The following is a 25183-nucleotide window of genomic DNA, read 5'->3' as shown; positions in this document are numbered from 1 at the left end:
TGGGCGTTAAAGTGGACGCAGCAATGAACTATCACCAATATTATCCCGTTGACGTGGTGAACGGTCCTGGCACCCGGGTAACCCTGTTTGTGTCAGGTTGTGAGCACCAATGCCGAGGTTGCTATAATCAAACTACTTGGGATGTGCGCTCAGGGCATTTATTTGATCAGGCAATGGAAGATAAGCTAATTGCCGATCTACAGGATGAACGTATTGTACGCCGTGGCTTATCACTCTCTGGTGGTGATCCACTCTTGCCAGCTAACCTTGAGGGGATCCTCGCGTTAGTAAAGCGGGTGAAAACCGAATGTCCGGGTAAAGATATTTGGCTGTGGACGGGTTATACCTGGGATGCGCTAACGGATAAGCAGCGTGCGGTACTGGAATATGTGGACGTGCTGGTGGATGGTAAATTCGAGCAGAGCCTTGCCGATCCGAGTTTGCCATATCGTGGCAGCAGCAATCAGGTGATCCGTTTCTTATAAAAGCGGTAACGAGGATCGCTAACTTGCTGTTATAATCCCACACCTTGACACAGTGACCCGGACATTCAGGCCCAAAATGGTGCACATATCGACTGGGATTCACTTAAGTAATTTAAGGTAAAATGATGAATTTAAAGCAAGAACTGCAGCAGCTTAACGATAAGTTAGATAAGTTTCGTCGTAAACTGGCGGCAGCAGAGCAACGTGGCGATGCCGTTATTGTGGCGCAATTTAAACGCGATATTGCGGCGGTCACTAAGCAAATCAATAGTGTAAAAACGCAGCAGTCGCGTCTTTTACAAAAGCAAGGCACAGATATTCAACACTTGCCATTCCACCGCGCTCTCACCAAAGCTGAGCAAGCCGACATGGGTCAACTGAAAAAGTCAGTCAAAGGCCTAGTGGTTGTGCATCCTATGACAGCATTAGGACGCGAAATGGGCTTAACCGAAGTAACAGGTTTTGCGCCAGCTAAGTTTTAAGTTTTATTGGCAAGTTATTCATTGAGTTGCAAAATAAGGCACATGCCTATTTTGCAGCGCCTTGAATGGTTGTTCGACAGATTGAGCTATACCCGTGATAGCGCCGCAGGCTTAGATTTATAGTTGATTAAATTACTAAAGTATTTCGTGAACACGGAAAACGCTTTAGAATAGGCGCTCAGTAGGCGAAGAGCCCAATCATCGTTTTGTTTATGGATGTTCCTTCCGTCTCATGGAATGAGAGTAGTCGTTAAGGTTAAGTCATGTCGATAAAATATGTCGCGACGTCAAAATTACCCACTCCCTGGGGCGTTTTTGCCATGCACGGTTTTGAAGATACCGAAACCGGTAAAGAGCATGTTGCCCTCACATTTGGCACCCTAAGTAGCGATGCCCCCGTATTAGGTCGTATTCACTCTGAATGTCTTACGGGCGATGCCTTGTTCAGCTTACGCTGTGACTGTGGCTTCCAGCTGCAAACCGCGATGCAAAACATTGCCGAAACCGGCAGTGGATTTATCTTATATTTGCGCCAAGAAGGCCGTGGTATTGGTCTGCTGAATAAGATCCGTGCCTATGAGTTGCAGGATAAAGGCGCCAATACGGTTGAGGCGAACGAGCAATTAGGTTTCCCAGCGGACATGCGTAAATACGATATGATCCAACCTATGCTTGAACAAATTGGCGTAAAGCATGTACGCTTAATGACCAATAATCCTCGCAAAGTCAAAGCGATGAAAGAAATTGGCATCGAAGTGGTTGAGCGTGTTCCCTTGCAAGTCGGTAAGAACCGTTACAATGAAGCTTACTTAAAGACCAAATCCACTGAACTTGGCCATATGATGTCTGAGTATCATTTTACGGATGAAGATTAGTCTTTAAGACAAGCGATTACCGATTTGGCTTAGCAAATCAGGACCTGTTTGCGAAAATTGAAGACAACTTTTAGTCGGTTACTCGTTTACATATTTTCCTGTTTGGCGCTATCAATGGGGAGTGTCTTTCCACTGTTGGCGTCGACAACTCCCATTGCAAGCCATAGCACATCTCAGTCGGTATTAACTGCACAGTCTCCTCAGTCGTTTGCTCAAATGAGCCCCGAATCGCCGGTCGACGGCCAAAATAATCCTAACTCAGTTTATGCCTTTGGCAGTTATCTTGGCACAGGGGTATATCGGGCTGCCGAGCAAAATGCCACTGTGGTGAGCATTCCATTGAGCTTCGAGTTCTTAAAGGATGAGAGCAGTCAAACTTGGCTGCGTTTACCCTTATCCTTCGGTTTTTTTGACTACTTAGCCAAAGATATTACCGATGGCGAATTACCTTCCTCAGTCGGCACTATGACGATGACGCCCGGTATCGAGCACCATTGGCAGGCAACGGCAAACACGCGAATGGAAGCCTATCTGGATGTGGGTTTTGGAACGAATTTTGATACCGATGCAAATGTGGCCATTTTAGCCTCGGGTGTGAGTAGCTTGTATGATTTTAGTCTCGCGGGTGAGGACAGCGTCTGGGTGTCGAGACTAAGGTTTGCGGGTTACAGTGAGCGAGTGGGTAAATTAACCGACCAATTTGCGGTGCTGCAATCGGGGGTGGATATTGGTCTTTCACCGCGCTGGCAATGGTTGAACATTCAGATGCAGCCGCGAGTCTTTGCGGTTGGTTATTGGTATTTCAACGAGCTAGATTTTAGCCAAGATGCTGAAAATGAAACCATAGTTTCCGGCAGCTATGAGATTGGTGCCACGCTAGCGTTTTCTAAGCCTTTGGGCGGTGAACTCCTCGGCATAGATAGAATTGGGATCAGTTATCGCACCGGCGATGGGTTAAATATCTGGCGACTATTATTTAGTTTTCCCATTTAGTTTGCTATTCAAATCAAGTATTAGACGCGATATCGATTGGTCATTATTTGTGGTTCATCTCGAAATTAACCAGCCGATTTTTTGGCTTCACGTACTTTTTGCTCCATCAAGGTAGTGATTTGACCGCTAAGCTGCATAATTTGATCCTGTAGTAGCTTGCGCTGTTGAGCCGCGGCCTCTGAATTGTCCCCCTTCAGTTTAGTGAGTTTTTCCTGCAAGTCTTTGATCTGCTCTTTGATACGCTTCATTTGCTCATCAATAAGCGATGTGGGTTCTTCTTCCGTTTCCTTACTTTTTGACTGTTGCAACTTGTCGGCAAATGCGCTCCTTAAGGTTGCGCTAAGATCGTTTTCAAGCGCTTGCCTGCCTGCATTTGAAATATTGACGCTGGATTGAGTGTCTGACTCAGGCTCAACGTTTGCCGTCGTATTAGTTGGGGAGGCGGGTGGGATTGAAACATAGGCCGTAGATAAGGACTTAAAGGCGCCGCTGGTTACAGTAGTATTTAATCCATTAATGTTCACTATAGGCTCCCTTAAGTACCTGAAGGTTTGTTCATTGTATTATCGGCTTTAAGATAAAAAACTTAAGTTCTGAGAATCATATTTGATACGGAAGGCTTATCTAGGATAGGTTAGGTGATTAATCGTTAAGGTCATTCACTTTTTACTAATAAGGATGTGAAGGATATGGTTCGTAAACTGCAAATAACTCTCGCCGCACTTTTTGCTTTAACTGGAGTGAGTGTTCCGGCGATGGCCAAGAATATCTTAGATAAACTGACGGTTGCCGAAGGTTTTAATGTGAGTTTATTCGCTGATGACGTTGAAAATGCGCGCGAAATTGCCGTATCCGATAAAGGTATCGTTTATGCGGGGTCGATGAAGGCGGGGAATGTTTATGCCCTAATCGACCGCAACCAGGACGGCGTTGCCGATGAGAAAATCCTGGTTGCCTCAGGGCTTAAGCTACCTTCGGGCGTGGTCATCAAAGATGGCGATCTGTATGTCTCTGAAGTCGAGCGCATTATTCGATTCAAGGATATAGACAACAATTTAAACTCTCCCAAATTTGAGATGGTGTTTGATGGATTTCCAAGTGAAACCCACCATGGCTGGAAAGTGTTAGGGGTTTCCCCGACAGGCGAGTTAATCATTCCAGTGGGCGTGCCCTGTAATGTGTGCGCGGAGAATGAACGCTATGGGCGCATTTTCTCGCTGAATCTTGAGACCAAAAAATTAACCACTATCGCCCAAGGCGTTCGTAATTCCGTCGGGTTTGATTTTCAGCCCGGCACTCAAACTCTTTGGTTTAGCGATAATGGCCGCGACATGATGGGCGATGATATTCCTCCCTGCGAAATCAATAAGGTCAGTTACTTGGGTGAACATTTTGGTTTCCCTTATGTGCATGCTGGCACGATTCTCGACCCTGAGTTTGGCAATGGTAACGATCCCGCCAAGTACACTGCACCTGCGCTTTCCTTAGGCGCGCATGTGGCACCGCTGGGCATTCATTTTTATCTTGGTAAACAGTTCCCTAGCGACTATCAACAACAGTTGTTTGTGGCCGAGCATGGTTCGTGGAATCGCACTAAGAAAGCGGGCTATAAAGTTGCCGTGGCGACGATAGAGCAAGGCAAGGTGGTCAAATACACCACATTTTTAACTGGCTTTATGCAGGATGAACAAACCTTTGGTCGCCCTGTGGCCTTTGCCGAATTGGCAGATGGCAGTTTACTGGTGTCGGATGATTATGCGGGGGCAATTTACCGTGTGACTTATCCGCAGACAAAGTAGCCTAAAGGTAAAGTCTTAAACGCAAATCCTACTGATAAACCCCTTAAAAAATAATGCGCGGGATAATCGAGTGAATTATCCCGCGCATTGTTGTCTGTTCTTATTAGGGCGTGTTGACGTTTCGAGATTAAATTTTGTTCGTTCTGGCAAGCTCGTGCTCGCGAAAGGAGGAATGATGTGTAGTTATTCTACTCAAATGACGAGTGACAAAGAGCAAGGGCTTGCCAGACGAACCCTTCGGGCAGCATTTGGCTGGCTTTTCTGCGGCGTTATCGTCCGTTTATGTAGAATAACTACACCGCACGGACTCTGCCTTGCATAAACTCCAGCCAAATTGCTGCAAAAATAACCCTGAAACGTCAACACGCCCTAGTACGCTTTGAATATGCTCGCGAAATTAGTCGCGCTTGCCCCAGATATGGCTATTGATCTGGCCATCCGTTGTCGATGCCGCTGCGTTCGCCTGAGCAGGTTTTTGTGCAGGTTTGGTAGGCTTTTTGGCCAGTGTTTTCGCCGGGGCGTTGGATGATTTTGCGGCTGGCAGCGGCAGTTTATTGGTTTTTAAATACAAATATTCCACCTTTTCCCGCGCCCAGTCGGTTTTTCTTAAGAAACGTAGGCTCGATTTGATGCTCGGATCTTCGGTAAAACAACGGATTTTGATGCGAGCGCCGAGTTCTTCCCAGCCATAGTGTTCGACCAGTTGGGTGACTATGGCTTCGAGTGTGATGCCGTGTAATGGGTTATTTGATTGAGTCATCTTGAATAAACAGCCGTGAACAATGGCGGGATTATACCAGTATTATGGGCTGAGGCTTAAGACGATGGATAAAAAAACGGGCACTATCAGTGCCCGTTCCATTTGAATTGCGTTATTTCTACAAGGTTTGCTAGAAATTAGGCTTCATCGGGTAATTCGTTGTCGCTATCGATTTCACCTTTGCCTTTGGTTTTCACAATCAGTAAGCCTGTGATCACTAAGGTTGAAATGGTTCCCGCAATGGTCGAAAGGGTCATAGGTAAGCCCGCGCCTAAGGTTGCCGAGTTCAGCAGGAAGGTAATAACCACTGTGGTCATAAACATCGCTGGAATGGTGGTTATCCAGTGTAGCTTGTTGTGACGCAGTAGGTAAGCTGAGGCCGTCCAGAGCATTAATACTGCGGTTGCTTGGTTAGCCACACCGAAGTAACGCCAGATCACGCCGAAATCAACTTGAGTCAGTAAACCACCAATCACAAATAATGGGATGGCCAGGGCTAAACGTTTTGGTAACGCTACTTGTGGCATTTTAAAGAACTCAGCCAAGATCAAACGGGCAGAGCGGAAAGCGGTATCGCCTGAAGTAATTGGTAGAATAATTACCCCAAGGATTGCCATAAAGCCACCGACAGCACCTAACAGACCGGTAGAGGCTTCGTATACTACGTTTGCAGGGTTGCCCGCCATGCCTGTGCTTAACCCTTCAACACCGTGGAAGTAAGACAGTGCAATCGCACACCAGAGCAGGGCGATGATACCTTCACCTATCATGGCGCCAAAGAACACGAAACGGCCGTTCTTTTCGTTTTCAACACAACGTGCCATCAGAGGCGATTGTGTCGCGTGGAAGCCTGAAATCGCACCACAAGCAATGGTGATAAACAGTGCTGGCCACAGTGGCATGTCTTTAGGGTTTAAGTTTTGGAAGAAGTCACCCGCTTGCACATTGGGCAGCAGGGTATGTTCGCTCGATAATATGATCGCAAAGGCTAAACCGAAGGACATGAAGAACAGCAGCGCGCCAAAGAAGGGATACAGACGGCCGATAATTTTATCGACAGGTACCACAGTGGCAATCAGGTAGTAAACGAAGATAATCGCAACGAAAATGCTCACATCCCAACCAGTTAGCTTGCCTAATAGGCCCGCTGGTGCAGAGATAAACACCACGCCCACAAGTAACAGCAGGATGATGGCAAACACGTTCATAAAGTGTTTGGCGCTCTTGCCCAAATACTTACCCGCAAGGTTTGGCACAGATTGACCACCGTTGCGTACCGATAGCATGCCCGAGAAGTAATCGTGCACCGCACCAGCAAAAATACAACCGATCACAATCCACAACATAGCCGCTGGACCGTAGAGCGCACCTAGGATTGGGCCGAAGATTGGACCGACACCCGCGATATTGAGTAATTGGATTAAGTACACTTTGCCCTTGGACATAGGCACAAAGTCCACGCCGTCGGTTTGGCTAAAGGCCGGCGTTTGACGTTTTTCGTTAATACCAAATACTTTTTCGACAAAAGCACCGTAGATAAAGTAACCGCCGATCAACAGACCGACGCAGAGTAGGAACCACATCATTTTAGTTATCTCCCCATTTTGAGTTGTGCAGAGTGTAAACAAGTTGTTTACACAAAACAGCGCTAATTGAGTGAGAGGTCGATAATGCTGACTCAGCGGCAATAGAATGGGGTGAGCGGTTGCATACGTATGTCATTCATAAGTATTAAACGCCCCGAGCGGTTAGGATATGAGCATCAGCGGTTAATTATCGGACTATTGGAAGCCAAACAATTGCTTAAGGCTTTTGAGGTAGCGGCGGGACACGGGCACTTTGTCGCCAAGCAAGGTGGTGACTTCGGCTCCTGTATCGAGCAGTTCTATCTCGGCAATGGCTTTTGGTGAAATCAGATATTGGCGATGGCAACGCACCAGCGGCGTTTTTTCTTCCAACACTCTAAGGGTGAGTTGGGTATGGACCTTGCCTTTGGTACAGGCGACATGAATACCGCTTAAATCGCTAAACACATATTCAACATCTTGAATGGGTATCACTTTTAACTTACTGCCGCTGTAACAGGGTAAATGCTCCAGAGTGGCTGGCGCGATAAGATTCACGGCTTGCGGGGTGAGATCCTTTCGCACCCGTTTTAAGGTTTGGCTGAGGCGCTCGGCATCTATGGGTTTGAGCAGATAATCAAAGGCATGATTATCAAAGGCTTTTATGGCAAACTCATCGAATGCGGTCACGAAGACGATTTTAGGCAAAGTGTCAGGATCGAGCATAGCAATCAGCTCCATGCCGGAAATCCGCGGCATTTGGATGTCGAGAAAAATCAGTTGGGGTTTTTCTTTGGCGATGGTTTGCAGTGCTTCAATTGCATTGGAGCATTGGCCGATAATCTCAATATCGGCTTCTTGGCCGAGCAAATCGGCAAGCTCCTCGCGGGCAAACAATTCATCATCGACAATTAAACAAGTGATCACGTGCTAGTTTCCGTATGTTCTATGGGTAAGCGGATGGTAACTTTGGTGTACTCATCCGGCTGGCATTCCACCTGAATGCCATATTGCTCGCCAAACAGGTTTTGGATCCGTTTATGGACTAAGTTCATGCCTAGCCCTTCAGAGCCAATAATGGGTTGGTAAAGCCCCGCATTATCAGTGACGTCTAAGACCAATACCTGTTCATCCATCCGGCCTGTCACCTTGATTTGCCCTTGGTCAATCATATGGGAGGTACCGTGTTTTACGGCGTTCTCAATGATAGGTTGCAGGGTAAATGCGGGTACTTTGCAGTGATAGAGTGACTCAGGGATAGCAATGTTTACCTGTAATTTATCAATAAATCTGGCTTTCTCAATGGTGAGATAGGAGGCGATGTGATCAAGCTCATCCCCGAGAGTCACTAAACCTGTGGTACGTTTTAAATTGATCCGCAAAAACTGCGACAACTGTTGCAACAGTTGCTTCGACATATCGGGATCGCGCTTAATAATCGCACTGATGGTATTGAGTGCGTTGAATAAAAAATGGGGATTCACTTGAGCTTGCAGCAATTTGAGTTCGGCTTGGGTCAGTAGATTTTGCTGCTGTTCAAAGCGGCCATACAGAATTTGGTTCGATAATAGCCGTGCAATACCTTCCCCTAAGGTGCGGTTAATGTTCAAGAACAGTTTATTTTTAGGCTCGTATAACTTGATGGTGCCTATGACTTCGGTGTCGCTGCGAAGTGGGATCACAAGGCTCGAACCGAGCTTACACTGGCTCGAAATCGAGCAGGAGTAGGGCATCTCTACCCCATCGGCAAACATCACTTTGTTCTGGTTGATGGCTTCAAGGGTAATTTTTGAGGAAATTGGCGTGCCGGGAATATGATGGTCTGCGCCTATGCCAATAAAGGCTAAGAGTTTTTCGCGATCGGTAATGGCTACTGCGCCGACATTGGTTTCTTCAATCACAATTTGTGCGACCTTACCGCTGCTTTCTTCGTTAAAACCCTTAGAGAGTAAGCCAACGCTGCGCTCGGCAATTTTTAGCGCCTTGGTGGAGAAGGTGGAGGAGAGCTTATCGAACATGGTTTTTTGATCACGGATCATGCTCATAAATAGCGCTGCACCTATGGAGTTAACTAAGAGCATCGGCGGCGCAATCTGCCGTACTAACTCCCAGGCATCATCGAAGGGGCGAGCAATCAGCAAAATGATGCTCATCTGCATCATTTCTGCGTAGAAAGTTACGAGACAGACTAAGAGTGGATTGTAGATAAGCTCGCTCTTACCCGCGCGGCGCAGATAAAAGCTGATCATTCCCGCTGAGAACCCCTCAAGGGTAGTGGAGATGGCGCAAGCTACATCGGTAAAGCCGCCCATGCTGTAGCGGTGTAAACCTCCCGTGAGTCCAACCAATAATCCGGTGACAGGGCCACCGAGTAAGCCACCTAACACGGCGCCCATGGCGCGAGTATTGGCAATGGCACCCGAGGTTTGCTCACCAAAATAGGTCGCCATGATGCAAAAGCTTGAAAAGATGAGATAAATGAACACCTTGTGGGGCAGGCGTGGTGCTGTTTCGGCGAACAGTTTAAAAAGCGGCGTTTTACTGACCAGATACACTATTACCAAATAGAGTGACATCTGTTGGGTCAGGAGCAAGATCAAGGACATAGTGGCTCACTTTATTGTCACCGCGGTTAGCGCAGGTGTTGAAATCGGCAGAATGTGCGCAAGATCAGGGTTAACATTCAACAGTTCGGATATAAAGCCTAATCTTATTTACATCTTTTGGAGAGACTATGTCCGATTCTGTTCACGGTCATGACGTTATGGCGCTGATGGTAGCGCAAGAAAATCCGCTTTTAAAGCCTGAGTTTATCGCCTTGATGGCACAAACCTTTGGTGAAACTGCGCGTTATCATACCTGCAGCGCCGAAAATTTGCAGGCGGAAGAGCTTATTAGCTTATTGGTTGGCAAAGGGAAAATTCTGGAGTCAGCGCAAGGTTTGACATTGGTTGCGGGGCGGCAGTGTCATCATTCCCATTGAAATGGCCCGGGTTATTCTAGCCAATTGATGTCAATCAAAATCAAGCCCATCTAACACAAGTTTGTTTATATCAATGGCCGCATTAGTGTGGCCATTGATTAACCCGTTAAGCAGGATGTCGCATTATCGGTGTTTTTGATGTGGGAACATCTTAAACCTCAGCAATACTGCTAAGGGTTACCTTTTGTTTTTTAAGAATTAAGCTTATCGGTCAAGCTTCATCTTTCTTACTTTTGTTAACCACTCTCAGTTGTTCCTCTGTGCTTCTTCGGCTGAACTCATCGATCAGAATACGCAGCAAACGCGACTTCGCGATTTTGGTTTCCTTTGCAAGCCCATCTAATTGAGAAATACTGGTTTCGGTTAAGGTAAAAGTGGCGTGGCGATAAATTTTAGTGGATTTTTTATCTAGGCCCTTAGGTAGTGCGAGTGACGCTGTGCTTAAAAGACTCGCCTTTCCTAAAGCGTAGTTATTCGCATCTTCAATAAAATCATCAACAGAAACAGTTTTGATGACCTGTTTGGGTTTCTTACGTTTAAGATCAGTTAAGCTCATAACTATTTTCTGGAGGTAAGGTGAACAGCTCATCCACAATTGCGCGGATCTCGTCGGCCGCTTTTCCATCAGGCTCTATTTCCATCACGGACGATCCTTTTTCCTCACTGTCATCGTAAATGTTGCGGCAGAATGTGACCGAGTTGAGCACGCGTAGCCCGAAGGATTGGACAACTTCTTTCGCTTCAAGGATCCGTTTGACCTGTGTGGGCAACGCGGGACATTGGGTAAGCACTATGGTTGCCACCATTTTGGGGTTAACCATCTTACAGGTGCTGAGCATGTCTTCCATATGGGGCAAGGTTTTCAGATCGCGACGCTTAGGCCTTAGGGGGATCACCACATATGTAGCTACCGACATGGCGGCGCGCATCGCAAGGTTATCTTGGCCACCACAGTCAACGATGACATAGTCGAAACGCTCGTTGAGGCTGAGCAAATCGTTACGGATCTTGCCGTAGAGCTGGATACAGTTAATGGCAGGGAGACTAGGGTCGTTGTTTCGGGCTTGGATCCAATCGGATGTGGTTCGTTGTGGGTCACAGTCGACCATCAGTACATTGGCGGCAAATTTCTGTTTAATATAAACCGCTAGGTTTTGCGCGAGGCAACTTTTGCCACTGCCACCTTTTTCACCACCCACCAGCAATATCATAGCTATGTCCCCTGTACGAATAGTTCAACTAATTCAGTGTAGAACAGCTCAATCGACCCTGCGTAGCTGGATTGAAATTAAAGCAATTGCATGGCGACATGATAACTTTGATCATGACGTTTAGAGCAGCGGCAGACCTGACCTTTAACACTATTCTCATGGTCGGTATCGGGATTAAAGGTTATTTGAACTAAATCACCCAGTGAGAACGGTTTTTTGTAATCAAACAGAATACCCCGACGGGCTAAATCGATGCATACGCCTTGGTCGGTATGGTCAACGCCGTCATTGTCAGTCCAATGTATAAGTACACGTTCGGCTTCCATATCAACGCGAAGCGACCCACGTTTTTCTTCAAATCCTGTTGGATGGTCACCCATAACTCAATTGCCCCGTAAATAATTGATCTCAGTAAAACTAGCATAATTGCTTTTTGGCAGAATACCAACGTGAAAGCGAGGTCTTTGGCGGGGATTTTAGTGGCAGGAGCAATGCGCCATTGCGTTTGTGTGGCAATGGCGCGCAGAAAGCTTAATTATCGTATTCTTGATTTTTAGGGTAGGGCATTTTTAATTGGCCCCAACGGATAACGATAACCGTTGCCGCTAGGATCAAGGTCGACAGTGAAATGGCTGCAATTCGCCAGTCATCCATGCTCTTCATATCTAAGATTAAATATCGGGCAAGGGCGACAATGGCGATATACAGTGGCATACGTACGGGTAATTTGCCCGACTCGGCGTAGTTGGCCACCATGGCGAGCACTTCGAGGTAAATAAACAGTAACAGTAGATCGGCAAGGGCAACGGCACCAACGTTAAAGACATGGACAATTTCTTGCCCAATAGCCACGACGGTCGCAATAGCAATGATGATTAATACGAGATGCTCAACGGCTTTTAAGCCCTTAGCACCGTATTGACGATAAAATGGCATAGGTACTCCCTACTGAATATTTTTATAAATAGTAACAGTAAAAATACCTTAGGTAGGGAAAAGAGGCGCGATTCTCTGTGACTCAATTCACAAGATAACAATTGCTTATCAAGTCACAGGTTTAAAGCGCAAGAATTTAGACATTCCTTCTAACCTGGGCGACCATCGACCCGCACTCGGCAAAGCATAGGTGCATAGCAGTAGCAGAAACAACCAAAGGCCAAGATCCAAAACCCAATTGCAGCGAGCATGAGTTCGATAAACCAGGCACTGAGTAAGCCTGCTAAAACGCGAAGCACAGTCGCTAAGAGGATCAAGGCAAAAGCCAGTGCCATCGGGCGCGGCGGTGTAAGGGAGCGCCCCGTATGCCCGAGTGATACCCGTGACATCATCGCTAAGATCATCCCACCAAGTCCACCCACGGTAATGGCATGCATGCCGACGGAAAGTGGTAATCCGGCAGCAATGAGCATCAACCCTATCGGAATACATAAATAACTTAAATGCAGCGACCATAGCAGTGGCACAGACCAGCTCGCGCGCCATCCCCAACGAGACCAGCGAAATAACAGCACTAAGCCTGCGATACCCGCAAGGATTCGGGTCAACAAGGTGTCAACTAAAAAGAGGCTTACGACGAGTGCCAACAGGCTCGCAAAACTTAACAATTCAACGGCAGCAATAGGCGTTTGCTTCTGCCAGTTTGTTGCACGTTCAGTAAAAAATGGGATCACCCGTCCACCGAGCAGCGCAACAATCACGGCAAGGAGTATTACTGCTGCATAAAGCCCATTATTCATCCAATTCAATTGGTTGGTGGTTAAACCGTAATAGCTCATCCCATTGAATATAGTGAGTAAACCCAGAATGGGGATAAACACAAAGTTGCGCCACTGGCGAACCTCTATCACCGAAATGGCTAACAAGGTGGCAGTAAGCGGTAAAAACAGCAGATCTATAGCCATGATGACGGCAAGCGGAATGTTGAAGGGCAAAATAAGCAACAACCTTGGAAGCAGCCACACCATAAATAGTCCCGCCAAGGGCAAACCCTTAACACCGGGGCGCCCGGTCCAGTTTTGCACAGCAGTCAGTAAAAAGCCTGCCACGACGGCGCAGACAAAACCAAAAATCATTTCGTGGCCATGCCACCAGAGTGGATTGAGTGTGTTTGGGAGTAACAACTTACCTGAAAGTAAGCCGCCCCATATGCTTAAACTCAATAGGCTAAATAGACTGGCAAACAGGAAAAAGGGTCTAAAACCTAAGCGGAACAAGGCCACTTTAGGCTGTAGGTGTGCGGGTTCATCAATATTCAGCATAAATATGGGGAGTGATGGTTAGCATGGGATTATTTTAAGCTGCAAATAAAATGAATGTATATATCTCCTTATGAGTAACAGTGAATTCAGTGTGATGATTGCGGTGAATTTCGGCGTTTGTTGGCGTAGGGGAAGGGTCTAGGATGGAGTGGAGATAGACCCCTTAATTAACAGTTACAAGTTTAGCAAGCGGCGAGCTAATCAAGGCCATAGATAAGAAAGATAGGACAGGAGGATATTGCTTAACTTGTTGAATAGATGGGCGAGCGACCTTTTAATACAACAAGTTAAGCCAGTGTTACTCAGTCGCTCATCAAAGTCAGAGCACCTTTGCAAATGTTTAGACGCGATACGGATGAGCAATATAAATAGCCGACAATGCGTTTACAAAACTATTTTGTCTTACGCTTTTGCCATTTAAACATGATGGAGTATTTCCAGAGATTACTGATCGTCAGGTATCCCACGGCGGAAAATACCACTCCTAAAACCAAGCAACCAAGCAAAAATGCGGGGCCAATCGTTGCCAATGAAGATTCAATCCATTGCCAGCTAGCTTCAAAGGCAAATTCCTGTGGAGCATGGCCCAGTATTTTGGCGCCCAATAAATAGGCCCCATAAAACATAACCGGCATGGTTAGCGGATTCGTTATCCACACAAGTGCAACGGATACGGGGATATTCACTTTAAATAGGATGGCAAAGGCAGCGGCAGCGACCATTTGAAAAGGCATCGGGATCCAAGCAACGAACAAACCTATGGCAAAAGCTCCTGGGGCAGAGCGACGATTGAGCGCCCACAGGTTAGGGTTATGTAACAAGCGACCGAAAATGCGTAGGTGTTTGTGCTCACGCAGGGTTTCAGGCTTAGGCATATATTTTTTGATTAATTTTTTTGGCATAGGCTGAAATTGCTGTCTTAACTTAATTCACTATGAATGGATTCATTTTTGGCTTTAGTGCCACCTTATTATCAGCGATGTTGTGGCCTTCGCTGCTGCCAATCAGTTGTTTACCCTACCTTTGCCTTGGGGCGCTCATCTTATTCAAAAAAGCACCTAGTTTGTCAGGCGTGCTCTTTGCGATGTGTTGGCTTACTGGGTTTTGTTTAGTCTTATCTCGCCAGGAGCTTCCTTTATCGCAACAGCCTATTCACGTGAGGGGCGAAATCATATCACTTGTTAGTCAAAACAGCGACTGGGTTAGCTTCGATATTATTGTCGATAAACCAAATTTAATCTTTGTGCCAAGGGCGAAATTGCGTTTGACCTGGCAATCCTCGGAGACGCTGCAAGTTGGGCAAGTGTGGTCTTTTACCCTGATGCCTAAAAGTATCTCGAGCGTGTTGAATCAAGGTGGTTACAACGAACAAAAGCAATTGATTAGCCAACATATTGTCGGCAAGGGGCGGGTGCTACACGCCAAGCTGCAAACATCACATTTCTCATTAAGAAATCATCTCATCGAGCAGTTAGCTCCCAAGCTGTCGACGTTAGCGCAGGGTGATATTTTGCTGGCACTTATTTTGGGGGATAAGCAACTCATATCAGCGAGCAAGTGGCAGGACTTGAGGCAAACGGGAACAGGGCATTTAGTGGCGATATCGGGACTACATTTATCGGTGATCACCGCTTGGGTGTATTCCTGTATTTTGTTTTTACTCACTCGAGTGGCGGCGCATCCTAGCAGGCGTAATTTAGTGATTGCCCTATTGCTCGCCGGAGCAAGCGCCTTTTTTTATAGCTACTTAGCGGGATTTGCCGTCTCGACGCAACGTGCACTAGTGATGATTTTATTGATCATGCTACTAAGTCTATTAAGGCGTTACTCGAGTGCTTGGGACCGTTTGTTGTTTGCACTCTTTATTGTGCTTTTAGTCGATCCACTTGCCTGTTTGAGTGCTGGGTTCTGGCTGTCGTTTTGTGCTCTAGCGATTATTTTATATACCTTAGAAAGCGCGCCAGTCGCCCAATCTATTGAAAATAAGGCCACTTTTATGGTTAGGGCGAGAATAAGATTCGCGCAATTTTGGTCGATTCAATGGCGTTTAAGTCTGGTATTAGGATTGGTTCAGGCTATCTTTTTCGGCGGCTTGAGTGTGCATAGTCTCTGGATTAATATGCTGGTGGTGCCTTGGTTTAGTCTTATCGTTATTCCACTGTCGATGCTGGCTCTTATCATCTGGTGGATAGGCACACTTTTCGGGCAATCATGGTTCGGATTCTTTAATCTGGCAGATGTAACCCTATTACCCTATGGCAAGTTACTCGAACTCAGCGGCGATTTACCCGCCCATTGGTATGCTGTTTCCGAAACATTATTAGCGGGCAGCCTGTGTGCACTCTTGGCGATGATATTGTGGCGCTATCTTCCGCATCATTGTCGATATGGGCTATGGCATTTACCAATCGCCTTGCTGTTTATTCCCCTTATATTATTAATTTTACAGCGTATTACAGAACCCTCTTCGCCTAAATGGACACTGCATCTACTCGATGTGGGGCAGGGATTAGCGGTAGTGATTGAACAGGAGAACCGGGCACTTATCTATGATACGGGCGCCGCCTATGGTGAGGGTTTTAGCTATAGCGAACGGGTGATTATCCCGTTTCTTAATCGTAAAGGGGTGGCTCTGGTGGATTATATTGTCGTGAGCCATGGCGATAACGACCATGCCGGCGGCGCAAAGGTATTGGCCAAAGCCTATCCCAGCGCAAACTGGATAACTGATGTGGCTCACTTAGGTGGTACGCCTTGTTTGCCGCAGCAAATTCAGTGGCTGCAATTAAAGCTAAGCTTTATTTCCCCACCGACGGCTACAGGTGGAAATAACGCCTCCTGTGTGCTGCGTATCGATGATGGCGTGAACAGCCTGTTACTCAGCGGGGATATAGAGAAGGAAACCGAAGCCCTATTGATAGCACAATCACTTATAGGTACTGAGCTCAAAAGCAAAGTGTTAATTGCGCCGCACCATGGTAGCCGAACCTCATCAACGCCTGCTTTTATTGATGCCGTCGCTCCTGAATTAGTACTGTTTCCCGCAGGCTTGAACAATCGCTATGGCTTCCCAAAGCCTGATGTGGTTGCACGCTATCAGGCGCGGCAGATAAGCTATTTAACGACAGGGCTTGAAGGCCAAATTAGTGTCAACTTTACAAATGGGCGGTTGGAGGTGAAAACCTATCGGCGTGATTTAGCGCCATTTTGGTATAACCGCTTGTTTAGATTTGGTGACTTGATTAATCCAGAGTAGAATGAGCACTTTGCCATAATTTAGTGTTTTCAATGACAGCATCTCCTAAAGACGAAATGTGGACAGTTTTCAAACGATTACTGGGCTATCTCAAACCGATGAAGGGCATGTTTTTGCTTTCAGTTTGCGGCCTGATTGTATATGGGCTTGTTGACGCAGCCTTTATTTCCTTTATTGGTCCTTTTATCGATAAAGGCTTTTCCAGCAGTACACCAGCGATCAGTAACGGTATTGCACTCCCCACTAGCCAAGGCTTTCATGCCGACAATCAGGTGCTATTAATGGCGCCGATAGTGGTTATTTTAATGTTCTCCTTACGTGGCTTTGCAAACTTCGTGTCCACCTATGGTATCTCCTACATGAGTGCCCGTTTGATCATGGATATGCGCCAACAAGTGTTTGAACATTATCTGAGCTTGCCCGTGAGCTACATGGATAAGGAAAACACCGGTAATCTGATTTCAAAAGTCACCTTTGACACCGAACAAATTGCCCGAGCATCAGGCAGCGCCTTGATTTCAATCGTGCGTGACGGTGTAACTGTTATCGGTATGTTGGGGTTGATGTTTTATAACTCTTGGAAACTTTCCCTCTGTATCTTAGTGATTGGTCCGATTATGGGGCTAGTGATCACTATTGTGAGTCGTCGTTTCCGAAAGGTGTCAAAACAAATTCAAACGGCGATGGGCGATGTCAGTGCGGCAACCGAGCAGATGATCAAAGGCCATAAAAACGTGTTGGCCTTCGGTGGACAAGAAACCGAAACGGCTCGCTTTGCCAAAATTAATGACAGAAACCGTCATCAAAATATGAAGCTTGCGGTCGCGCAAGCGGTTAGCCAGCCGCTTATTATGGTGATTGGCTCCTTTGCCTTGGCTTTTGTACTCTATGCGGCGAGCCTCGATAGCATGAAAGCCGATCTGACCGCGGGTACCTTCGCGACTATTCTCGGTGCCATGATGGCAATGCTACAACCCATCAAAAACCTCACCCGAGTAAATGCCGAATTTCAGCGCGGTATTGCGGCCTGTACCACGGTTTTTGAATTGTTAGACACTCTGCCAGAGTCCGATACCGGAACCTATACTGTCAAGCGCGCTAAGGGTAACTTACGTTTCGATAATGTCTCTTTCAGTTACGAAGGGCAGGAGCGTCGCGCCTTAGATAAAATCGATTTTGAAGTCACTCAAGGTCAAACCTTAGCCTTGGTTGGGCGTTCTGGCTCGGGTAAATCTACGATCGCCAGTCTAGTTACGCGTTTTTACACAGGCTTAGAATCTGGTGATATCAAGCTTGATGATGTGAGTATTTATGATTACTCATTGAAATCATTACGTAGTCAAGTGGCTTTAGTTTCGCAGCAGGTAACACTGTTTAACGATACCATTGCCAACAACATCGCCTATGCTTATCCCGGTGAAGCGACCCGAGAGCAGATTATTCAGGCGGCAACCTTGGCCCATGCGATGGAATTTATCGAGCAATTGCCCGAGGGGTTAGATACACAAGTGGGCGAAAACGGGGTGTTATTATCGGGCGGCCAGAGACAACGTATCGCGATTGCCCGCGCTATGCTGCGTGATGCGCCAGTGCTGATCCTCGATGAGGCCACTTCGGCACTCGATACCGAATCTGAAAAGGCCATTCAGCAGGGTCTAGACAATTTACGCCAGAATCGTACTTCTGTTGTGATTGCCCACCGCTTATCTACCATTGAAAGTGCCGATCAAATTTTAGTGGTAGATCAAGGCCGTATCGTTGAGCGGGGTACCCATAAATCCCTGCTGGAACTTGGCGGTATGTATGCCAAGTTATACCAAATGCAGTTTGGTAGCTAAATGCAGGTACTGGTAAATAAAATTTGGTACGAGGGCCACCCATTGCGGTGGCTCTTGCTGCCGTTTTCTGTGCTATTTGCTTTAATCACCGCCATCCGACGCAGCCTGTTTCGCTTGGGACTCAAATCCCAAACCCCATTACCCGTGCCCGTTATTGTGGTGGGTAACATTACCGTTGGTGGCAGCGGTAAAACCCCCACAGTCATTTATTTGATTGAATTGCTACGGCAACAGGGGTTTAACCCTGGCGTTATCAGCCGTGGTTATGGTGCGGATATGCAAGGGGTAAAAGTCGTTACCGCAGCGGATAGCGCGGCGTCTGTGGGCGATGAGCCTGCCATGATAGTGGCGCGCACCGGCGTACCGATGGTGGTGGGAGCCAAACGTGTCGATACCGCCAAGGCCTTGCTGGCACAGTTTGCCGTGGATGTAATTATCTGTGACGATGGCTTGCAACATTACGCCCTTGGCCGCGATATTGAGCTGGTGGTCATTGATGGAAAACGCGGTTTAGGGAATCGTCATTTGCTTCCCGCAGGGCCGCTACGAGAAGGTGCTTGGCGCCTTAATCAAGTCGATTTTGTAGTGGTTAATGGTGGGCCCGCGCAGGCCAATCAATATGAGATGCAACTCAGTCCTAGCGCTGTGCTGCCGGTGAATCCCAAGGCAGTGGCCGTGTTTGACCCAACGCAACCCGTGGTCGCGATGGCGGGCATTGGCCATCCTGCACGTTTTTTTGAGACGTTAACCCAGCAAGGCTTTCAACTCGCGTTATCTCATGGCTTTGACGACCACCAAGCCTACGATAAAGAAGTGTTATGCGAGCTTGCGGCATCTCGGCCGCTGATGATGACAGAAAAAGATGCGGTTAAATGTCGCGATTTTGCACAAGAAAACTGGTGGTATTTGGCCGTGGATGCCAAGCTATCGCCACAATTTGATCAACAGCTGCTGAGCCGTGTACGCTCTGTGGCTGCAGCTAAACAAGGAAAATCCCATGGCGTTTGATAAAAAACTGTTAGACATAGTCGCTTGCCCAGTGTGTAAGGGAAAATTGGAATACGATAAGACAACGCAACAATTGATTTGTAAGGCAGACAAATTAGCCTATCCAATCACGGATGGGATCCCTGTGTTACTCGAAAATCGTGCAGTCCCCTTAAACGAAGCGGTTTAATTTTTACTGTATGAATTGATGCGTTGAATTAGCATTTGGTCAGTTAGCTAAGTCTAATGCATTGAAATAAGGGCGATAACTTCGCCCTTATTTTTTATCTTTATATTGGCAAAAGAGAAGCAACTTAAGGTTGCTAAAAGCGCACGAATTTTTGTTTGTCTTCCTCGGTGGCGCCTTCTTTACACTCTCCGCGAATTTCGCCCCGGCCAGACTCAATAATTCGGCTCAACTCATAATAACCTTCACGACAATAACCTGTCATTTCTAAGGTTTTTTCTAGCCCTAGCTCGACTTGTTTGCCCCAGATCTCGAGTGACTCGGCCTGCTCTTTACGACTACGACGTTGCTCTCTAGGATCTTGGGCGACTTGGCGTATGCGCTCCTCATGGGGAAAGGGGCGATTGGCACTATCCTTTTCCGAAGTATCTTCGGCTAAACCTGCTTGATAGGTAAAGAGTTTAAGCCCATCGGCGCGAAGATCTGTGGTGAGTTTATCTTTAAACTTACCTGCAAATTCAGCGGGATCTATCGGGGCGCTGCTACAGGCGAGTAGGGTAAAGCAGCTCAACAGTGTCAGACTTATCGATCTTAATGGCATATGAGGGATTACTCTTAGATGATTCACTTATCGAAGAATACCTTAATATGCCGCGAAATATCATGCAATTATGGGTTTTATTCGCGATATACTCACTCTCGTATATCGCTTATCTTTACCGCTTTAGCACGCCGCATGGTGCTGTACCGAGGGAGCCTTACTCATGTTGGACTTTTGGGCGAATCGTTTTACACAAATCGAATGGGATATCAGCCCATTGCAGTGCCTGAGTCTGTTGCTGCTAGGACTGTGGATTTATGCCATCTGGCCCAAGGAAGAATTACAACAGGTACTGAGGGACAAAGGCCTACAATGGCGACTGTTACTGACCTTGATTGCGGTGAATACCCTGTGGTTACTCAATGCCAGTATTCAAGTGGGATTGCATTTACACTTTTTAGGCATAGTCACTTGCCTACTGATGTTTGGTTGGCGTTTAGCCACGGTTGCCTTACTGCTACCGAGCGCTTTTTTCAGTGTGTTTGTGTTAAAGCAGCCCGCCGAGTTTGGTGCCTTTAGCCTGTTTGCGATTGCGATTCCGCTGTTCTGCGCCTTTATTCTCTACAGCCGTAGTTATCATTTGTTTCCTAAGCATATTTTTGTGTTTATTTTTGTCGGCGCTTTTATTAATGCTGGTTTGTCGACGGTTTTTCATCAGTTCAGCTGGGCATTTTGGCTTTGGTGGTCAATGGATTACGACTGGGGCGTATTGATTGATAACTATCTGATGTTGATCCCGCTGTTAGCTTTTCCAGAGGCGCTGTTAAATGGGATGGCGGTGACGCTATTGGTGGTGTATCAACCCCAATGGTTGTTTGACTATTCCGATCGCGAATATCTTTGGCGCAAATAAACGTGGTGTCTGTAAAGCGATGTAAATAAAAAGCGCGCCATAGGGCGCGCATTTCATTTAGGCAAAGCGTTGATCTAAGTAGTTAATAATTTCTTTCGATTCATACAGCCATTGTACTTGGCCATTTTCTTCGATGCGTAAACAGGGAACTTGTTGCTTACCGCCCTTTGCGATGAGCTCATCTTTGTGCGGGGATTGTTTAGCATCAATCGTTTGGATATTGAGTCCTTGACGGCGCATGGCGCGGCGCACTTTGACGCAGAAAGGGCAGGCATTGTACTGATATAAGGCCAGTGCTTGGGTTTGGGCATCGATCTGTTGTTGCTCTGCCTGTGGGCGTTTGCGCTTCTTTGGGGCGAAGACAAAGTTCAGTAACAAAATGATCCGGCCTAAAATCCAGCGAATAATAAACATAATTACCTCGAGTAAAAGTGTGTAAGCGCCGCAGTATGGGTGGTGCAAAAGGGCATTTCGTTGTCGAAAAGACTTGGCGAAATGTGATTCCGCTCGCATAAAGCCGCAGAGTGTAACCTAAGGGATGCGTGAGGCCAAGGGATTGAGATTGAGTCAGTGAATTGAATTGCGATATAAATGCCCAGTGTGAACTGGGCGTTTTTATATCTATGCGCTGATATGCGGGTTAGTTCGCGTCGATGCTCATATTCACCTGCGCCGCATCTTGGTTAAGAGTCACACGACTCTCGAGCAGGAATATCCGCTCAGGTGCGATCCCCTTGCTGTCGACAAGATAGGCTTTTACCGACTTCGCTCTCTCATGGGCTAAATCCCCAAGCATGTCTTGGCTGACATTTTGCGCTTTCACTGTGAGGTTATAGAGGGCAATATGCCAACGGGTAGTGAGTTCCTCTTTGCTCAGGGGAACATCTTTAGTCTCGGCGACAATATTGTCTTTCACATCATCCGGATTGGTTTTGACTTCCTGCTCGTACAGTTTGACCAGTGCATCGGCCAGTGGACCCTCGGTTGGGAATTGGCTCGGACTCAGGTTCGCAGGTAATTCTGTCAGCGGTATATTCGCCAAGTTGGCCAGCTTGCGTTTCATCATGCGCTCGGCGATCGCTTGGCTATCCTTAATCGCATCGACGCTGCCCTCGAGGCTCAGTTTGAGCATAGGGCGATCATCTAAGCCTTTGGCGAGAGTATCTAAGCTTTCCTGCTCATGCTGGGTGAGTACAAGTTGGCCCGGTTCGAAGGGGACCTTATCTAAGGTTTCATCGGAGCCCACAAGACCCGCAAGGAACGAGAAGGGCGCAGTAACGGCCTTGGTGATCACATTGGTGATGGCCGTCAGGATAATGCCACCAACACTAAAGCTGGGTGAATCTAAATCGCCAGAGACTTCCATCCCGAGATCAATCACGCCGTGACGGTCCTGCAACAGGGCAATCGCTAATGTCACGGGCAAACTGGTGGCTAAGTCACTGTTGCTGCGTTTACCCAGTTTGAGCTGATCAATCACTAAGTGGTTGCTGCCCTTGAGTTGGTTTTGCTCCAGTTTGTAGTTGAGTGCTAAGGATAATTGGCCTTTATCTATGTAATAACCCGCATAGGTGCCCGAATAGGGGTTCACTGAGGTCAGTTCTACACTCTTAAACACTAAGTCTAAGTCAAGATAAGGTTTATCTAGCAGTGGGTTAATGTCTCCTTTTAAGGTGACAGGGGCATAACGGTCGATTTTACCTTTAATGTCGACCGATGCTTTAGTACCGGGTTTTGAAGATAAGTGGCTGATATGCCCTTCAAGCTGCTCAATGCCTGAGGCAAAGTTAGGCGTGAGGGAGTTATCGGCGAAAAATGCTGAGCCTTGGTTAAAGCTAATTTTCTGAATATCTAAGCTTAACTCGGGCTTTTTAACCTTGGTATCGGGGTTAGCCTGCGTTGACGCCTCTGTTTTTGTCGTTTGCGTAGTAGGGTTAGGCGTGTCAGTCGCTGGCGTTTCAACAATCAGATTACTGATATTAGTTGTGCGATCCTTAGCAATCACCACCTTAGCGTAGGGTTGATTAAAGCTTAAATGGTCGATATTAATTTTATTTAGCTGTTGGTCAAAATCGAGCTGATTAATATGCATTTTTTGCCATTTGACCAAGGGCACTTTGCGAATGTTGTCGAGGATACTCAGCTCATCCAGTTCAACACTGCCCTGATAAATGGCTTTGCCTTTACCATCGGCGTTGAGCTTACCCTCACTGCTGAATAGGCCACTGCTCAGCTGCATATTCACATAGGGTGCAAGGTAAGGTTGGAATTGGGCTAAGGCGAGTTGCTCGACTTTCAGATTTGCACTAATGGCTTCACCTGGCACATCGACTTGTCCCTTGGAGATGAATCGTCCTTTATCATTCAAGCCAAAGGAAAGTTCGTAGTCGATCGGCGACTTTAAATCGCTCACTATGGTTTGAGTCGTAAAATTAAGGGGATAGACTCGCCATTGCTGCGCCGTTTGGGTGAGCTTATGTTCTTCAAGCTGAATATCGTAGTTTTCGAGGCTCAGCCCGCCCAGTGTCACTAACCAGGCATCTTGCTGTTCAGTGGTGCTCTTTTCCGAGGCCGTTTGGGAAGGCGATGCGGCTGACGTGTTCGTTTCAGCTGGCGCTTCTTGTGTTTGCGCTTCTGCAGGCGAGTTCGGCGTTGCTTCATCTGTGCTGGTAGCCATAGATTTTGGCATTAACAGCTGCGCTAAATCTATGCCTTGTTCATCCAGCTTGGCCTTAAGGCTTAAACCTTCACTGTGGATTTGCTTAATGTCGATGCGCTGCTTAGCAAGATCGAGATTAATTCCATCAATCGCCAGCAAGGGTAAGGCGATAGCGGATTGGTCGCCATTGAGTAAATCGACTTTTTGTACAATGACTTGACCACGATCGGCTGTGAGTTGTAAGTCGCCCTCCGTTGGTAAGTCAACTTGGTAATGACTGTTGATACTAAGCTCACCCGCAGCAAGTTTTACCTTGAATTGGTCGGCAACAAATGGCCAGAAGGGGGCGAGTTGCAGTTTTGCGAGCTGTACATCGCCGACAAGTTTAAAGGGGAAAAGCTGGAATTGCCCGGCAAGGCTGACTTCACCCGCATGGGCATCCTGTAGCTGGACGACAAATTGGTTGTGCAGAATGCTTGGAGGATTCGATGCCGTGTTGGCCTGAGCCGTAGGCGCAGCCGTTGTAGGCTTATTCTGAGATTGAGTCGCTTGACTATTTGCAGGGCTAGTGGGTTTGGCCGTCATCAAATATTCAGTATCTAACTGACTGAGTTTGAAATTGATATTGGGATAATCAACCAAGGCTTGAGTGATTTTGTCGTCAAATTTGACCTTACCCGAAGTTAAGGTCAACTCGCCTAAAATGACGCGTAGCGGGCGAGTCTTTTCAGTGGTTGTGTCTGGCTCGCTTGGGGTTTTAGGTTGGTTGAGCCGAGTAATTATGTCGTCAAAATTGAACTGAGTTACCCCTTGGGTCTGAAAACGACTGACATTGGCAAAGGGGCCTTGCAGTTGGATATGATCAATCACCAGGGCTTGATTAAACACTGACTGCCAAAAATTCACTTCAAATTGCAGCTGAGATAATCCGGCAAAAGCTTGATTATCTTTCTCTTTAACTTCGAGCTGCTCAATATTGACTCTATAGGTAAAAGGATTAATTCGCATATCCTGTAACGTCACAGGACGGCCCAATACTTGAGTAAGCTTTTCAGGGGTAAACGACACTATGGCCTTGGGAAGCACAAGTCCAAGGACGATAAGATAACTTAAGTAGGTAATCGCTAAATAGACGAGAAATCGTTGGTATCGAGGTCGGCTAAAAAAGGCGATTTTTAACCGTGATAGCTGAGTCAACATAGTGAGATTAAGGCTCCAATACGCACGCTGGCGCGAAATCTATCAATAAGTGCGGCCATTTTAGCGAATAATGCTTAAGCGTGCATGATTTGTTTTGAATTTTTCTAATTAAATCTGAGTATTACCTTGTCATAACTCATTAGGGTTATAAGCGATAAGCATGTTATAACCCAAGACTAACAGTAGTAACA

General features: G+C 46.8%; 25 protein-coding genes. 11 read left to right on the top strand and 14 right to left on the bottom strand.

Features of this window, described 5'->3' with window-relative positions; translation table 11 throughout:
- Positions 1-23 precede the first annotated feature (23 nt).
- The 4 genes from nrdG (at position 24) to SHEWMR4_RS12820 (ending at position 2835) form a co-directional block, all read left to right on the top strand.
- Positions 24-485, top strand: coding sequence for an anaerobic ribonucleoside-triphosphate reductase-activating protein (gene nrdG / locus SHEWMR4_RS12835; protein ID WP_011623194.1), 462 nt, complete (start codon positions 24-26; stop codon positions 483-485).
- A 125-nt stretch (positions 486-610) separates the two neighbouring features.
- Positions 611-967, top strand: a complete 357-nt coding sequence (locus SHEWMR4_RS12830) for a YibL family ribosome-associated protein (protein ID WP_011623193.1) — start codon at positions 611-613, stop codon at positions 965-967.
- A gap of 263 nt (positions 968-1230) precedes the next feature.
- Entirely contained in the window at positions 1231-1842 is a 612-nt protein-coding gene (ribA, locus tag SHEWMR4_RS12825) for a GTP cyclohydrolase II (protein ID WP_011623192.1), read from the top strand.
- Positions 1843-1956: 114 nt separating this feature from the next.
- Positions 1957-2835, top strand: a complete 879-nt coding sequence (locus tag SHEWMR4_RS12820; RefSeq protein WP_011623191.1) for a hypothetical protein — start codon at positions 1957-1959, stop codon at positions 2833-2835.
- A 65-nt stretch (positions 2836-2900) separates the two neighbouring features.
- On the opposite strand, the gene SHEWMR4_RS12815 is transcribed toward SHEWMR4_RS12820, so the two are convergent.
- Complete coding sequence (locus tag SHEWMR4_RS12815; protein WP_011623190.1) at positions 2901-3359, bottom strand: hypothetical protein; 459 nt, start codon at positions 3357-3359, stop codon at positions 2901-2903.
- 165 nt (positions 3360-3524) lie between these two features.
- On the opposite strand from SHEWMR4_RS12815, the gene SHEWMR4_RS12810 reads away from it, so the two are divergent.
- A complete protein-coding gene (locus tag SHEWMR4_RS12810) occupies positions 3525-4634 on the top strand; it encodes a PQQ-dependent sugar dehydrogenase (RefSeq protein WP_011623189.1) in 1110 nt (369 codons plus the stop codon).
- Between the two features lie 397 nt (positions 4635-5031).
- Here the strand turns inward: SHEWMR4_RS12810 and SHEWMR4_RS12805 are convergent, their stop codons facing one another.
- The 4 genes from SHEWMR4_RS12805 to SHEWMR4_RS12790 all read right to left on the bottom strand — a co-directional run bounded on the left by SHEWMR4_RS12805 (position 5032) and on the right by SHEWMR4_RS12790 (position 9565).
- Entirely contained in the window at positions 5032-5394 is a 363-nt protein-coding gene (locus tag SHEWMR4_RS12805; protein WP_011623188.1) for a VF530 family DNA-binding protein, read from the bottom strand.
- Positions 5395-5531: 137 nt separating this feature from the next.
- Positions 5532-6980, bottom strand: coding sequence for a carbon starvation protein A (locus SHEWMR4_RS12800; RefSeq protein ID WP_011623187.1), 1449 nt, complete (start codon positions 6978-6980; stop codon positions 5532-5534).
- A gap of 195 nt (positions 6981-7175) precedes the next feature.
- Positions 7176-7886, bottom strand: coding sequence for a two-component system response regulator BtsR (btsR, locus tag SHEWMR4_RS12795; protein WP_011623186.1), 711 nt, complete (start codon positions 7884-7886; stop codon positions 7176-7178).
- Positions 7883-9565, bottom strand: a complete 1683-nt coding sequence (locus tag SHEWMR4_RS12790) for a sensor histidine kinase (RefSeq protein ID WP_011623185.1) — start codon at positions 9563-9565, stop codon at positions 7883-7885. Before SHEWMR4_RS12790 ends, btsR begins: the two co-directional genes overlap by 4 nt.
- A gap of 128 nt (positions 9566-9693) precedes the next feature.
- On the opposite strand from SHEWMR4_RS12790, the gene SHEWMR4_RS12785 reads away from it, so the two are divergent.
- Positions 9694-9942 (top strand): YecH family metal-binding protein, encoded by a 249-nt coding sequence (locus SHEWMR4_RS12785; RefSeq protein ID WP_011623184.1) that lies wholly within the window; start codon positions 9694-9696, stop codon positions 9940-9942.
- A gap of 211 nt (positions 9943-10153) precedes the next feature.
- Here the strand turns inward: SHEWMR4_RS12785 and SHEWMR4_RS12780 are convergent, their stop codons facing one another.
- The 6 genes from SHEWMR4_RS12780 to SHEWMR4_RS12755 all read right to left on the bottom strand — a co-directional run bounded on the left by SHEWMR4_RS12780 (position 10154) and on the right by SHEWMR4_RS12755 (position 14313).
- Positions 10154-10498, bottom strand: a complete 345-nt coding sequence (locus tag SHEWMR4_RS12780) for a hypothetical protein (protein ID WP_011623183.1) — start codon at positions 10496-10498, stop codon at positions 10154-10156.
- Positions 10485-11153, bottom strand: coding sequence for an AAA family ATPase (locus SHEWMR4_RS12775; RefSeq protein WP_011623182.1), 669 nt, complete (start codon positions 11151-11153; stop codon positions 10485-10487). The genes SHEWMR4_RS12780 and SHEWMR4_RS12775 overlap by 14 nt, the downstream gene beginning before the upstream one ends.
- Positions 11154-11230: 77 nt before the next feature.
- Positions 11231-11533 carry a PilZ domain-containing protein gene (locus SHEWMR4_RS12770; protein WP_011623181.1) on the bottom strand — a complete coding sequence of 101 codons (303 nt, stop codon included), beginning with the start codon at positions 11531-11533 and terminating at the stop codon, positions 11231-11233.
- A 151-nt stretch (positions 11534-11684) separates the two neighbouring features.
- Positions 11685-12089: a phosphate-starvation-inducible protein PsiE gene (locus SHEWMR4_RS12765; protein WP_011623180.1), complete on the bottom strand. Its 405-nt coding sequence runs from the start codon at positions 12087-12089 to the stop codon at positions 11685-11687.
- A 149-nt stretch (positions 12090-12238) separates the two neighbouring features.
- On the bottom strand, positions 12239-13411 hold the full coding sequence (locus SHEWMR4_RS12760) for an NnrS family protein (protein WP_011623179.1): 1173 nt from the start codon (positions 13409-13411) through the stop codon (positions 12239-12241).
- A gap of 392 nt (positions 13412-13803) precedes the next feature.
- The gene (locus SHEWMR4_RS12755; RefSeq protein WP_011623178.1) at positions 13804-14313 is read right to left on the bottom strand and encodes a DUF2062 domain-containing protein; all 510 of its coding nucleotides are present in this window, start codon (positions 14311-14313) and stop codon (positions 13804-13806) included.
- Positions 14314-14345: 32 nt separating this feature from the next.
- On the opposite strand from SHEWMR4_RS12755, the gene SHEWMR4_RS12750 reads away from it, so the two are divergent.
- Genes SHEWMR4_RS12750 through SHEWMR4_RS12735 form a run of 4 tightly spaced genes read left to right on the top strand, consistent with a single transcriptional unit; the run spans position 14346 to position 19682 of the window.
- A complete protein-coding gene (locus tag SHEWMR4_RS12750; RefSeq protein ID WP_011623177.1) occupies positions 14346-16667 on the top strand; it encodes a DNA internalization-related competence protein ComEC/Rec2 in 2322 nt (773 codons plus the stop codon).
- Positions 16668-16699: 32 nt separating this feature from the next.
- Complete coding sequence (gene msbA / locus SHEWMR4_RS12745; RefSeq protein ID WP_011623176.1) at positions 16700-18505, top strand: lipid A export permease/ATP-binding protein MsbA; 1806 nt, start codon at positions 16700-16702, stop codon at positions 18503-18505.
- On the top strand, positions 18506-19513 hold the full coding sequence (gene lpxK, locus SHEWMR4_RS12740) for a tetraacyldisaccharide 4'-kinase (protein WP_011623175.1): 1008 nt from the start codon (positions 18506-18508) through the stop codon (positions 19511-19513).
- Positions 19503-19682 carry a Trm112 family protein gene (locus SHEWMR4_RS12735; RefSeq protein ID WP_011623174.1) on the top strand — a complete coding sequence of 60 codons (180 nt, stop codon included), beginning with the start codon at positions 19503-19505 and terminating at the stop codon, positions 19680-19682. Before lpxK ends, SHEWMR4_RS12735 begins: the two co-directional genes overlap by 11 nt.
- Positions 19683-19815: 133 nt before the next feature.
- Here SHEWMR4_RS12735 and SHEWMR4_RS12730 read toward each other — a convergent pair whose 3' ends face one another.
- A complete protein-coding gene (locus SHEWMR4_RS12730) occupies positions 19816-20280 on the bottom strand; it encodes a hypothetical protein (RefSeq protein ID WP_011623173.1) in 465 nt (154 codons plus the stop codon).
- 163 nt (positions 20281-20443) lie between these two features.
- Here SHEWMR4_RS12730 and SHEWMR4_RS12725 point away from each other — a divergent pair, with 163 nt between their 5' ends.
- Positions 20444-21133 (top strand): energy-coupling factor ABC transporter permease, encoded by a 690-nt coding sequence (locus SHEWMR4_RS12725; RefSeq protein ID WP_011623172.1) that lies wholly within the window; start codon positions 20444-20446, stop codon positions 21131-21133.
- A 57-nt stretch (positions 21134-21190) separates the two neighbouring features.
- Here the strand turns inward: SHEWMR4_RS12725 and SHEWMR4_RS12720 are convergent, their stop codons facing one another.
- Both SHEWMR4_RS12720 and SHEWMR4_RS12715 read right to left on the bottom strand, forming a co-directional pair.
- Positions 21191-21547 (bottom strand): glutathione S-transferase N-terminal domain-containing protein, encoded by a 357-nt coding sequence (locus SHEWMR4_RS12720; RefSeq protein ID WP_011623171.1) that lies wholly within the window; start codon positions 21545-21547, stop codon positions 21191-21193.
- 226 nt (positions 21548-21773) lie between these two features.
- The gene (locus SHEWMR4_RS12715) at positions 21774-24992 is read right to left on the bottom strand and encodes a DUF748 domain-containing protein (protein WP_011623170.1); all 3219 of its coding nucleotides are present in this window, start codon (positions 24990-24992) and stop codon (positions 21774-21776) included.
- Between the last annotated feature and the right edge of the window lie 191 nt (positions 24993-25183).

The organism is Shewanella sp. MR-4 (assembly GCF_000014685.1).
In the GTDB taxonomy this organism is placed as follows: Bacteria; Pseudomonadota; Gammaproteobacteria; order Enterobacterales; family Shewanellaceae; genus Shewanella.
The sequence above is the reverse complement of the archived record's forward strand: the minus strand, read 5'-3'. Positions and strand labels throughout refer to the sequence as shown.

Coding starts and splice junctions, on each gene's coding strand:
- nrdG (WP_011623194.1), top strand. CDS start 24: ATGAACTATCACCAATATTATCCCGTTGACGTGGTGAACGGTCCTGGC.
- SHEWMR4_RS12830 (WP_011623193.1), top strand. CDS start 611: ATGAATTTAAAGCAAGAACTGCAGCAGCTTAACGATAAGTTAGATAAG.
- ribA (WP_011623192.1), top strand. CDS start 1,231: ATGTCGATAAAATATGTCGCGACGTCAAAATTACCCACTCCCTGGGGC.
- SHEWMR4_RS12820 (WP_011623191.1), top strand. CDS start 1,957: ATGGGGAGTGTCTTTCCACTGTTGGCGTCGACAACTCCCATTGCAAGC.
- SHEWMR4_RS12810 (WP_011623189.1), top strand. CDS start 3,525: ATGGTTCGTAAACTGCAAATAACTCTCGCCGCACTTTTTGCTTTAACT.
- SHEWMR4_RS12805 (WP_011623188.1), bottom strand. CDS start 5,394: ATGACTCAATCAAATAACCCATTACACGGCATCACACTCGAAGCCATA.
- SHEWMR4_RS12800 (WP_011623187.1), bottom strand. CDS start 6,980: ATGATGTGGTTCCTACTCTGCGTCGGTCTGTTGATCGGCGGTTACTTT.
- SHEWMR4_RS12790 (WP_011623185.1), bottom strand. CDS start 9,565: ATGTCCTTGATCTTGCTCCTGACCCAACAGATGTCACTCTATTTGGTA.
- SHEWMR4_RS12785 (WP_011623184.1), top strand. CDS start 9,694: ATGTCCGATTCTGTTCACGGTCATGACGTTATGGCGCTGATGGTAGCG.
- SHEWMR4_RS12780 (WP_011623183.1), bottom strand. CDS start 10,498: ATGAGCTTAACTGATCTTAAACGTAAGAAACCCAAACAGGTCATCAAA.
- SHEWMR4_RS12775 (WP_011623182.1), bottom strand. CDS start 11,153: ATGATATTGCTGGTGGGTGGTGAAAAAGGTGGCAGTGGCAAAAGTTGC.
- SHEWMR4_RS12770 (WP_011623181.1), bottom strand. CDS start 11,533: ATGGGTGACCATCCAACAGGATTTGAAGAAAAACGTGGGTCGCTTCGC.
- SHEWMR4_RS12765 (WP_011623180.1), bottom strand. CDS start 12,089: ATGCCATTTTATCGTCAATACGGTGCTAAGGGCTTAAAAGCCGTTGAG.
- SHEWMR4_RS12760 (WP_011623179.1), bottom strand. CDS start 13,411: ATGCTGAATATTGATGAACCCGCACACCTACAGCCTAAAGTGGCCTTG.
- SHEWMR4_RS12755 (WP_011623178.1), bottom strand. CDS start 14,313: ATGCCAAAAAAATTAATCAAAAAATATATGCCTAAGCCTGAAACCCTG.
- SHEWMR4_RS12750 (WP_011623177.1), top strand. CDS start 14,346: ATGAATGGATTCATTTTTGGCTTTAGTGCCACCTTATTATCAGCGATG.
- msbA (WP_011623176.1), top strand. CDS start 16,700: ATGACAGCATCTCCTAAAGACGAAATGTGGACAGTTTTCAAACGATTA.
- lpxK (WP_011623175.1), top strand. CDS start 18,506: ATGCAGGTACTGGTAAATAAAATTTGGTACGAGGGCCACCCATTGCGG.
- SHEWMR4_RS12735 (WP_011623174.1), top strand. CDS start 19,503: ATGGCGTTTGATAAAAAACTGTTAGACATAGTCGCTTGCCCAGTGTGT.
- SHEWMR4_RS12730 (WP_011623173.1), bottom strand. CDS start 20,280: ATGCCATTAAGATCGATAAGTCTGACACTGTTGAGCTGCTTTACCCTA.
- SHEWMR4_RS12725 (WP_011623172.1), top strand. CDS start 20,444: ATGTTGGACTTTTGGGCGAATCGTTTTACACAAATCGAATGGGATATC.
- SHEWMR4_RS12720 (WP_011623171.1), bottom strand. CDS start 21,547: ATGTTTATTATTCGCTGGATTTTAGGCCGGATCATTTTGTTACTGAAC.
- SHEWMR4_RS12715 (WP_011623170.1), bottom strand. CDS start 24,992: ATGTTGACTCAGCTATCACGGTTAAAAATCGCCTTTTTTAGCCGACCT.